Raw genomic sequence first — 9,384 nt, 5'->3', positions numbered from 1 at the left:
GCCATGACCGCCGGCGCATAGGGTGCCCAGGGCCAGCCCGCCTCGTCCCAGTGCAGCGCCGTGCGGACTGCGGCCTCGGTGGCCGAGGGCGGCAGGTTTGTGGTGCCAGCTCCCTGCTCGGCCATCTCCAGCGCCAGGCCTGCCAGCCGCCCCCGGGCTGCCAGATCGCCCACCACGCGCGCATGTTCCTGCTGGTGCAAAGGTGCGTCATGCTGCTCCCCTAGCAGCAGGGCCGCTGCCTCCTCGCGCTCCACAGCGGGCCCGGCGCAAGCTGCCAGGGCCAGCACGGCGGCGGCGGCAGCAGCCCAGGTGCCACGTTGGCAAGTGCGGCGCAAGTGACGGGACGAATGGGGGTGGTCGGCCATGCGGCGATACTACGGGGCTTACGGCTCAGCTCGCTGGCCGTCACCACGATGACCCGTTACGTATTTCGTACGCTTGCCACCATGGCGCTCGCGCTGGTGGCCGCGCTTGGCTGGAGCGCCTTGGCTCTCCCTCTGCCTTGGATGATCGGCCCGTTGCTGGCCACCGCTTTCGTCTCTATTGCGGGTTTGCCGGTGAGCAGCCCTATCCCGCTGCGCAATATGGCCCAGTGGCTCATCGCCACCTCGCTGGGCCTGTACTTCACGCCTGCGATGACCCAGCTCTTGCTGCCGCTTTGGTGGATGGTGCTGCTGGCCATCGCTTGGGCGCTGGTCCTGGGTTTGGGTCTGGGCTGGTTCCTGCACCGGTTTGGCCTGCCGGGCTTGGAGGGTACGGCGCGTGCGCGCCGCGCCACCAGCTATTTTTCCGGCACGATCGGTGGGGCGTCGGAGATGACCCTGCTGTCGGAGCGCGAGGGCGCCCGCTCCGACCTGGTGGCGGGCGCGCACAGCCTGCGGATGCTGGTGGTCACTGTGTGCATTCCCTTTGGTTTCACCTGGGCTGGCTTGCACGGCATGGACGCCACCGTACCCGGCATGCGCGAGGTGCGCTGGCCGGAGCTGGCTGTGCTGCTCGGGGCCAGCGGTCTGGGCTGCCTGGTCATCCGGGCGCTGGGCTGGGTCAACCCCTGGTTCATTGGTGCCCTGGGGACCACCATGGCACTGTCGGCATCGGGGATCCAGCTCTCGGCCATGCCACCCGAACTCTCCAGTGCCGCCCAGCTTGTGATCGGCATCAGCCTGGGGATTCGTTTCCGCCGGGAATTCCTCGGCCAGGCTCCGCGATGGATTGCAGTGGCCGTCCTAGGCACCGTCCTGTCGATCGCCGTTTCCGTCGGCTTTTCCTGGACGATGGTCCAGCTGACCGGCCTCAATCTGGGAACCCTGATCCTGGGCACCGCCCCCGGCGGGATCGCAGAGATGGCGATCACCGCCAAGGTACTTCAGCTGGGCGTGCCTTTGGTCACCGCCTTTCAGGTCTGCCGTCTGATCGCGGTGCTGCTGATCGTGGCCCCGCTCTATCGCTGGCTCTACCGCCACGAGATCAGTGCATGATCAGCGGGTTCTGGGCCAACTCGGCGTAGCGACCCAGCATGTCCTCGACCTCCGCCTGGGTCGGGGTTTGCCGTTGCCAGGCCAGGATCTGGCGCTGGAACACCTCGGCCCATCTGCCGTCGAGGTAAACCTCCTTGTTGACGCGCTTGTCGACGATCTCGAAGCCGTGACGGGCGACGTCTGGCGCCTGCTCGCCTTCCGCTGTCTGGTTGGCCAGCATGTGGACGACCACGAAGCTGTCGGAGTCATAAAGCATGTGCATGTACTGCGCCTCCTTCCTGCATCGTAACTGGCCCCACTGGGTCGGCTTTCAAGAGCTGGGGCGCGTGTAGGCCTTTTCGTGGCCCGAGCGTGTTCGGCGGCGCCGCTAGGGACGGTAGTCGCCGGTCCAGCGCTGCTCCAGCCAGTCGCCGTTGTCCTGCGCCAGTCGCCATTGCAGAGGCAGGTAGTCCAGGTCTGGCGCCAGCCAGAGCTCGATGTCCAGGTCATGCGGCCCCTCCGGCCGCCGGCGCAGATGCAAGGCCTCCCGAAGTGCCTCCCGATTGCCATCCGGACCTGGCAGCCAGACCGTGCCCTCATACCGAAACCGCCAGGTGGCCCCGGCGCGGGCGGTGGCGACGGGGAAATCCAGCGTCTCGCCGGTTCGCAGCGGGCGGCCGAGGCCCGCTACCCGAGCGGCCAACTGCATGACGACGCTCAGTCGGTCCTGAGCACCTGCAGGCAGCTCGGCATCGGGCTGGTTGCCACTGAAGCGGACACGGGCGCCGCCCGCGCGGCCCGCTCCTTCCTGGGGAGGCACGGTAGCGCCGAGCCCCGCCGCCGGCTCGAAGTGCGCGGCCAGCTCGCCCCGGCCCTGGCTGCGGTCGCTGAAGCGGTCGGGCGTGAGGCCCTCGGCCGTCAGTCGGCCGGTGCTGGTCATTTCGCGCAGCCCACTTGCCCAGCGCTGGCGCAAGTGCGCCTCGTACTGCTGGCCGTCATGCCGCCAGTCCAACTCTGCCTCGCCCTGGAAGGGCTGAGCGCGCGATCGGCCACTCAGCGCATAGACCAGGGTCTGCGCAGAGGGGATGCGCAGGTTGCTGGCTTGCCAGCCGAGGCCGTCGCGATCCGCCTCGACCCCGGCCTCGGGCAGGGAGGCGGATGTAGCGGCCGCAGGAGGAGCCGGAGCCGGAGCCGGAGCCGGAGCAGGGGCAGGGGCAGGGGCAGGGGCAGGGGCAGGGGCAGGGGCAGCAGATCTCGTGTGTGCGGGCGAGTCAGTCGTCAACGCTTCGGTCGGTCCGGAAGGCTGTGCGAGCGCGCCAGGCGCAACAGTCGCCGCCCGGGGCGTCGGTTTGTCCTGCGCGGGGCGCAGCAGCTGGATGACGGGCCGCGCCTCGCCCGATTGGCCTGCCGGCAGGCCACCCGGCGACCCGGAGCCCAGGATCAGCAGCAGATGCACAGCCAGCAGCAGCGCCGCCATCGCAGCGAGCCATGCGGCCGACGGACCGGCCACAGGGGCTTGGGGCTGGCTAGAATTTCGACTCGTCAAAACGCAGCATCAAAGCGGAGGCGGGTGGCCGCAAGGCTACGTCCCACCCCGGCTGCAAACACCCCATGAAGCTTGCAACCTACAAGGACGGCTCGCGCGACGGCCAGCTCGTCGTCGTGTCCCGTGACCTGGCCACCGCCCACTACGCCACCGGCATTGCCGGCCGGCTGCAGCAAGCGCTCGATGACTGGAACTTCCTCGCGCCGCAGTTGCAGGATCTGTACGACGCCCTCAACCAGGGCAGGGCCCGTCATGCCTTCCCCTTCGACCCGCAGCGCTGCATGGCGCCGCTGCCGCGCACTGGCCAGTGGGCCGACGGCTCGGCCTATCTCCACCACATCGAGCTGGTCCGGCGTGCCCGAGGGGCGCCGCTCCCGCAAGACATGGCCAGCGTGCCTTGCCTCTATCAATTGCCCAGTGACGCCTTCCTGGGCCCTTGCGACGATGTGGCGGTGGAGCTGGAAGACCTGGGTCTGGACTTTGAGGCCGAAGTCGTCGTGGTCACGGGCGACGTGGCGCGCGGCGCCTCGCCCGAGCAGGGCCTGGACAGCGTGCGCCTCCTCATGCTGGCCAACGACATCACCCTGCGCGAGCTGGTGCCGCTGGAGGTGGCCAAGGGCTATGGCTTTTGCCAAGCCAAGCCCGCCACCGCCTTCAGCCCGGTGGCGGTGACGCCCGACGAGCTTGGCGAGGCTTGGGCGGAGGGCCGGGTGCACCTGCCACTGGCGGTGACCTGGAACGGCCGCAAGGTGGGCATGAACGATGCGGGCGCCGACATGGCCTTTCACTTCGGCCAGCTCATCGCCAACCTGTGCGGCACCCGTCCGGTACAGGCCGGCACCCTGGTCGGCTCCGGCTCCGTGAGCAATGCGCCCACTGAAGGCAAGGACGGCCATCCCGAGTGGCCCAGGGGCTATAGCTGCATCGCCGAAAAGCGCGCGATGGAGACCTTGCAGGACGGCCAACCCAGCACCGGCTACATGAAGTTTGGCGACCAGGTTCGCATCGAGATGAAGGGTCGGGACGGACAGAGCGTCTTTGGTGCGATCGAGCAGAAGGTCGTGCAGGCCCGGGTCGACTGACAGGCCCCCCTACAGCCTCAGCCAGGGCGTGCCTGACTCCTGTGCCTGCGCCTGCCGCAGCGCCGACAGGAAGCTCTCGCACCACCAGTGGACGTCCTGGCTCCTGCAGGTCGCCAGCAGCGCCTCATGCCGGGCGCGCCGCTCCTCCAGCGGCATCTGCAGTGCCAGATGGATCGCGTCGGCCGTGCCCTCGGTGTCGTAGGGGTTGACCAGCAGGGCTTGATGTAACTGTTCGGCGGCGCCGGCGAAGCGGGAAAGAATCAGCACGCCCGGGTCCTCCGCGTCCTGCGACACGATGAACTCCTTGGCGACCAGATTCATCCCATCGCGCAGCGGGGTTACCAACGCCACCCTCGAAGCGCGAAACAAGCCCGGCAGGCGTGGGCGGGCGACCGTACGGTGGATGTAGCGCACCGGCATCCACTCGAGGTCACCGAAGTTGCCGTTGATCGAGCCACACAGGCTCTCGAGCTCGTGCAGGATGTCGCTGTAGGCGCTGACATCCTCCCGACTGGGAGAGGCAATCTGCACCAGGGTGGCGTTGCGATGGGTTTCCGGGTGCCGTTGCAGCAGATGGCGGAAGGCCCGCATGCGCTGCGGCAAGCCCTTGGAATAGTCGAGCCGGTCCACCCCTACCAACAGCATGCGACGCGAATATTCGCGGCGCATCCGTGCGTGCATGTCGCGTGCCTCGGGGGCCTTGGCCAGCGCCTCCAGCTCGTCGACGTCGATGCCGATTGGCCAGGCGCCCGCGTGCAGGGTGCGGTTGAAGACGCGCCAGCGCCCCTCCCCGAGCGACTGTGCCTTGGCCTCGTGCTCGATGTACCCGCAAAAGTGCTGGTGGTCGGTCTCGCTCTGGAAGCCCACCACGTCGAAGGCGCACAGACTGCGCACAAGCCAGTCGTGGCCCGGGATGGCCGCCAGGATCATGGGTGGCGGCAGCGGGATGTGGAGGAAAAAGCCGATGCGTTGCTGGCAGCCCAGCGCGCGAAGCTCGCTGGCCAGCGGCATCAGGTGGTAGTCGTGGACCCAGACCAGATCGTCGGGCTTGAGCAGCGGTGCCAGCAGCCGGGCGAACAGCTGATTCACCCGCCGGTAGCCCTCGATGTAGCCGGCATCGAAGTCGGCCAGGTCCAGGCGGTAATGAAAAACGGGCCAGAGCACGCCGTTGGCATAGCCCAGGTAGTAAGCGCGGTGGTCTTCGTCGCTCAGGTCCACGGTCACCAGCTTCACCGGCCCGGCCTGGTGCCGATGCGCCTTGCCCTCGCCGGGGCGGCCGCCATCGGCCGCTGCAATCACCTTCCCGCTCCAGCCGAACCACATGCCCCCGGTGGCTTGCAGCACCTCGGACAGGGCCACCGCCAGGCCGCCCGCGGCGGTGCGGCGCGGGTCGGCCACTCGGTTGGACACCACCACCAGGCGCGCCATCAGATCACCGTGTCCCAGCGCGCCGACAGGCGCACCGCGGCGTTGATCAGGCCCACCATGGAGTAGGTCTGCGGAAAATTGCCCCACATCTCGCCCGTGGCGGCATGCGTGTCCTCCGACAGCAGGCCCAGCGGGTTGCGGGCGGCCAGCATCATCTCGAAGATGTCTCGCGCCTCTTCGCGCCGGCCGATGCGCGCCAGCGCGTCGATGCGCCAGAAGGTGCAGATGTTGAAGGCCGTGGCGGGTCGGCCGAAGTCATCGGGCGCCTCGTAGCGTCGCATGAAGGGGCCATCGCACAGCGAGCGCTCGAGCGCCTGCACCGTCGAGAGAAAGCGCGGATCACAAGGGTCGATGAAGCCCACCTCTGTCATCAGCAGCACGCTGGCGTCGAGGTCCTCGCCGCCAAAACTCTCGGCGAAGGCCTGGCGCCGCTCGCTCCAGGCATCGCGCAGGATGCGCGCGCGGATGGTGTCGGCCCGTCCGCGCCAGACCGCGTTGCGCGTGGGCAGGCCCAGGCTATGGGCCACCTTGGCAAGACGGTCGCACGCCGCCCAGCACATGAGGGACGAGGAGGTGTGCACACGTGCCCGGCTGCGCAGTTCCCACATGCCCGCGTCGGGCTGATCGTGGACCCGAAAGGCCTGCTCCCCCACCGCCTCCAGGTGGATGAACTCCGGCCGGCCGGCACGATGCAGCAATCGGTGATCATGAAAGGCCTGGGAAGCGCCCAGGATGATGTTGCCGTAGACGTCGTGCTGAAAGTGCTCGGCCGCTTGGTTGCCCACCCGCACCGGCCCCATGCCCCGATAGCCAGGCAGGTGGCTCATGACCGACTCGGGCAGGTGCGTCTCCTGGCCAATGCCGTACAGGGGCTGGATGTGGCCCCCACGCGAGCGCACCACCACGTTGTTCAGCCAGCGCAGGTAGTCCTCCATCGTGGCCACCTCGGAGATGCCGTTGAGGGCCCGCACCACGAAGAAGGCGTCGCGCAGCCAACAAAAGCGGTAATCCCAGTTGCGTCCGCTGTCGGGTGCTTCGGGGATGCTGGTGGTCATTGCGGCCACGATCGCGCCGGTGTCCTCGAACAGCGAAAGTTTGAGCGTGATCGCGGCGCGGATCACCGCGTCCTGCCAGTCGAGCGGCACCGCCAGCGCGCGCGACCAAGCCTTCCAGTGGGCCACCGTCTCCTGCTCAAAGCTGCGCGCGGTGTCTTCGATGCCCGAAAGCAGGGTCTCATCGGGCCCGAGGATGAAGTTGATGGGCCGATCGGCCACGAACCAGGATTCGGCCAGAAGGTAGGACAGTGGCGCGTCGCAGTTCAGGCGCAACGCCGTGTGCTGGCCAACATACCGGATGTGGGTGCTGCCCAGAGTGGTGAGCGGAGTGATGCGGCCCCAGTCGAAGCGCGGACGCAGCCGCACCCGGATCCGGGGGGAGCCACCCAGCACCTGCAGCCGACGGATCAGGGTCAGTGGCCGGAACATCCGGTTGCGGTGCTTGAAGCGGGGCGCCAGGTCGGTGATCTCTACGCCCTGACCGAGGCGGTCGTAGAGGCGGGTACGAAGTACGGCGGTATTGGGCTCATAGGCCTGCTCACTGCGCTCGAAGTCCTCCAGGTCGATGGCCCAGAAGGCGCCGCACTCGCTCGGATCGATCAGGGCATTGAAGACCGGGTCGCCGTCAAACCGCGGCAGGCAGCACCAGACGATGCGGGCTCTCGCATCGATCAGGGCGCTAAAGGCACAGTTGCCGATCACCCCTACGTTCAGCGAGGCCGGCGGCTCCGGTGATGCCGGTGCGGTCACGAGCAGGGTCGGCGCGGAGGTCGGTCCCGCTGGAGGTTCGGGTGACGCTGCGGCTCCCATGTCCGTTGCCGTGACCTGCAGCCCCTCTGTCGGTGCCTGCCGGTCCCCCCCTATAGCGGCGTTCATGCCGCCACCCGGGCCAGGGCCCGTTCCATCTCGTCGCGCATGGACGCTGGATTGGCCAGCCGCTGGCGCGCGGCGGTGGGGCCCTCGCCGACCTTCACCCCCAGCCCGCCGCGTTCCTGGACGGCCTTGAATCCTGCCTCGTCGGTGAAGTCATCGCCGATGAAGACCGGAAGGCGACCGATGAAGGGGGGCTCCCGGAGAAAGGCCTCGATCGCCCGGCCCTTGCTGGCGGTGGCCGGCTTGGCCTCGACCACCATCTTCCCGCGCAGCAGCGCCAGCCCCGGGCTGCGGGCGATCGCAGCGGTCAAGGTCTCCAGGCACAGCGTCTCCAACGCAGGCGCCTGCCTGTAGTGCAAGGCCAGGGAGCCCCGCTTGGGCTCCAGACGCAACGCGGGATGGGCCCGGGCCAGGGCGGCAGCGGCCTCCTCCACCGGGTCCAGTGGCGACACCGCCTGCCAAGCGACGCTGCCATCGGCCCGCCGCCGCTCGGCGCCGTGCACACCGGCCACGCACAGCACCAGCGGGTCGAGGAAGCGGTCGATTTGGGCGATCGGCCGACCGCTCACCACGGCCACTGCACCGCCTAGGCGGGACTTCAGTTGTTCCAGGGTCTGAACCAGCCCTGGCGGCATCACCACCGACTCCGGGTGCGCTGCCAATTCGACCAGCGTGCCATCGAAATCCAGGAACAGCGCGCAGTTGGGGCAGAGGAAGTCGGCGAAACTCATGGCGGCCGACCGTAGCAAGCTGCCGCGCTGGGGTCGGGGTCTGTACAACCCCAGGGTCTGTAGGAGGAGGTCGACGGGAGCGGATCGACCCGCTCCCGGCTCAGCCGGCCGGCGCCGCGCCCGCTCAGGCCCTCAATGAGCCGGCGCGCTGCTCGATATCGCTTCGCAGCCCGCCGAGCAGCCCCAGCAGGAACATTGCCTCAGCGACCACGAACAGAGGGCCAATCAGCAGGCTGGCGATGTCGTCGAAGAAGGCCGGTTTGCGTCCCTCGTAGATATGGCCGATGAACTGGATGACCCATCCCATGAAGAAGCCGCCGACGCCGATCGCGCTCCAGATGGGGACGGGCAAGGTGGCGCTCCATGCGCCCAACCACAGCGCAAGCGCGAACAGGACGGTCATGACCAGGGCAAAGAAAAGGTCAAGCGCGAAGTAATAGGCCAAGGCCAGCACGGTCACCACGATTGCGGGCGACAGCGGCAGCCCGGCCAGGTTGAATGTTGGCCGCGACAGCAGCACCATGAGGCCCAGCACGATCAGGGGAATGCCGACGAAATGGGTGGCGACATTGCGGCGGTCCCGGTGGTAGCTTGCGTAGTTGGCCAGATGGTCGGTGAGAGTTTTCACGGGCGGTCTCCTGGAGTGCCCGGTCGTGGACGCCGGGCTGTCCTCGATGATCAGGATGACCCCCATCGGCGTCAAGACCCGTGCATCGCCTGCTGGCCTTCTCCCGCCCTCCTGTCGGCCCCATGCCGGGTCCCTTTGGCCGTCTGCTTTTTGCCATTTGCCATTTGCCATTTGCCGTTTGCTCTCTGCCCGATAATCAGCGCATGTCCACCCCGCTGCGCCTGTTGACGCAAGCCCGCTTCGTGCTGGCGGTCTTCCTGCTCTCGCTGGGCCTGGCCATGGCCTCACCGGCCCTGAAGCCCGTCTCGCTGGAGATGGTCTGCGCGGGTGGGGTCATGCAGCTGGTCGAGCGCGGCGACGAGGGTGCCGCCCCGCAAGTTCGCAGCGTGCTCGATTGCCCGTTGTGCACGCCTGCCAGCGCGCCGCCTGCCGCGCTGCCTACGCTGCTTCCACAGCCCGACCTGCCGGCGTACCGGCCTGTTTTTGCATCCGCCGCGGTGGCGGCGCGGCGCAGCGCCGCGCCCCCACCCGCGCGCGGGCCGCCAGCTCGCGCACGCGAGGTCTGAAGCGGTCGCGGCGGTTAG

At 68.4% G+C, this 9,384-nt stretch carries 10 protein-coding genes; 3 read left to right on the top strand and 7 right to left on the bottom strand.

What is annotated here, in order from left to right:
• Positions 1-365 (bottom strand): ChaN family lipoprotein (locus QE494_RS12755; RefSeq protein WP_300043807.1); only part of this gene is annotated, 365 nt, incomplete at its 3' end.
• Positions 366-413: 48 nt separating this feature from the next.
• On the opposite strand from QE494_RS12755, the gene QE494_RS12750 reads away from it, so the two are divergent.
• A complete protein-coding gene (locus tag QE494_RS12750) occupies positions 414-1,478 on the top strand; it encodes an AbrB family transcriptional regulator (RefSeq protein ID WP_300043806.1) in 1,065 nt (354 codons plus the stop codon).
• Here the strand turns inward: QE494_RS12750 and QE494_RS12745 are convergent.
• Together QE494_RS12745 and QE494_RS12740 are read right to left on the bottom strand one after the other, a co-directional pair.
• Entirely contained in the window at positions 1,468-1,740 is a 273-nt protein-coding gene (locus QE494_RS12745) for a DUF3567 domain-containing protein (protein ID WP_300043805.1), read from the bottom strand. The two genes, QE494_RS12750 and QE494_RS12745, sit on opposite strands and share 11 nt — an antisense overlap.
• A 105-nt stretch (positions 1,741-1,845) precedes the next feature.
• Positions 1,846-2,967: a DUF3108 domain-containing protein gene (locus tag QE494_RS12740; RefSeq protein WP_300043804.1), complete on the bottom strand. Its 1,122-nt coding sequence runs from the start codon at positions 2,965-2,967 to the stop codon at positions 1,846-1,848.
• Between the two features lie 101 nt (positions 2,968-3,068).
• Between QE494_RS12740 and QE494_RS12735 the strand changes: the two genes are divergently transcribed.
• Positions 3,069-4,085, top strand: a complete 1,017-nt coding sequence (locus tag QE494_RS12735) for a fumarylacetoacetate hydrolase family protein (protein ID WP_300043803.1) — start codon at positions 3,069-3,071, stop codon at positions 4,083-4,085.
• A 9-nt stretch (positions 4,086-4,094) separates the two neighbouring features.
• Here the strand turns inward: QE494_RS12735 and QE494_RS12730 are convergent, their stop codons facing one another.
• From QE494_RS12730 to QE494_RS12715, 4 genes are all read right to left on the bottom strand, one after another.
• Complete coding sequence (locus QE494_RS12730) at positions 4,095-5,513, bottom strand: trehalose-6-phosphate synthase (RefSeq protein WP_300043801.1); 1,419 nt, start codon at positions 5,511-5,513, stop codon at positions 4,095-4,097.
• Positions 5,513-7,378, bottom strand: coding sequence for a glycoside hydrolase family 15 protein (locus QE494_RS12725; RefSeq protein ID WP_300043808.1), 1,866 nt, complete (start codon positions 7,376-7,378; stop codon positions 5,513-5,515). Before QE494_RS12725 ends, QE494_RS12730 begins: the two co-directional genes overlap by 1 nt.
• Before the next feature lie 62 nt (positions 7,379-7,440).
• Positions 7,441-8,172 (bottom strand): trehalose-phosphatase, encoded by a 732-nt coding sequence (gene otsB / locus QE494_RS12720; protein WP_300043800.1) that lies wholly within the window; start codon positions 8,170-8,172, stop codon positions 7,441-7,443.
• Positions 8,173-8,296: 124 nt separating this feature from the next.
• A complete protein-coding gene (locus QE494_RS12715; protein WP_300043798.1) occupies positions 8,297-8,800 on the bottom strand; it encodes a DUF962 domain-containing protein in 504 nt (167 codons plus the stop codon).
• Between the two features lie 203 nt (positions 8,801-9,003).
• Here QE494_RS12715 and QE494_RS12710 point away from each other — a divergent pair, with 203 nt between their 5' ends.
• Entirely contained in the window at positions 9,004-9,366 is a 363-nt protein-coding gene (locus QE494_RS12710) for a hypothetical protein (protein ID WP_300043796.1), read from the top strand.
• The last annotated feature ends 18 nt before the right edge of the window (positions 9,367-9,384 follow it).

Source organism: Ramlibacter sp., from assembly GCF_029866045.1.
GTDB lineage: Bacteria > Pseudomonadota > Gammaproteobacteria > Burkholderiales > Burkholderiaceae_C > Ramlibacter.
This window is presented reverse-complemented; position numbering and strand designations above follow the sequence as displayed.

What these genes read in the sequence shown, in the direction of transcription:
- QE494_RS12750 (WP_300043806.1), top strand. Translation starts at nt 414, where the DNA reads ATGACCCGTTACGTATTTCGTACGCTTGCCACCATGGCGCTCGCGCTG.
- QE494_RS12725 (WP_300043808.1), bottom strand. Translation starts at nt 7,378, where the DNA reads ATGGGAGCCGCAGCGTCACCCGAACCTCCAGCGGGACCGACCTCCGCG.
- QE494_RS12735 (WP_300043803.1), top strand. Translation starts at nt 3,069, where the DNA reads ATGAAGCTTGCAACCTACAAGGACGGCTCGCGCGACGGCCAGCTCGTC.
- otsB (WP_300043800.1), bottom strand. Translation starts at nt 8,172, where the DNA reads ATGAGTTTCGCCGACTTCCTCTGCCCCAACTGCGCGCTGTTCCTGGAT.
- QE494_RS12730 (WP_300043801.1), bottom strand. Translation starts at nt 5,513, where the DNA reads ATGGCGCGCCTGGTGGTGGTGTCCAACCGAGTGGCCGACCCGCGCCGC.
- QE494_RS12710 (WP_300043796.1), top strand. Translation starts at nt 9,004, where the DNA reads ATGTCCACCCCGCTGCGCCTGTTGACGCAAGCCCGCTTCGTGCTGGCG.
- QE494_RS12745 (WP_300043805.1), bottom strand. Translation starts at nt 1,740, where the DNA reads ATGCACATGCTTTATGACTCCGACAGCTTCGTGGTCGTCCACATGCTG.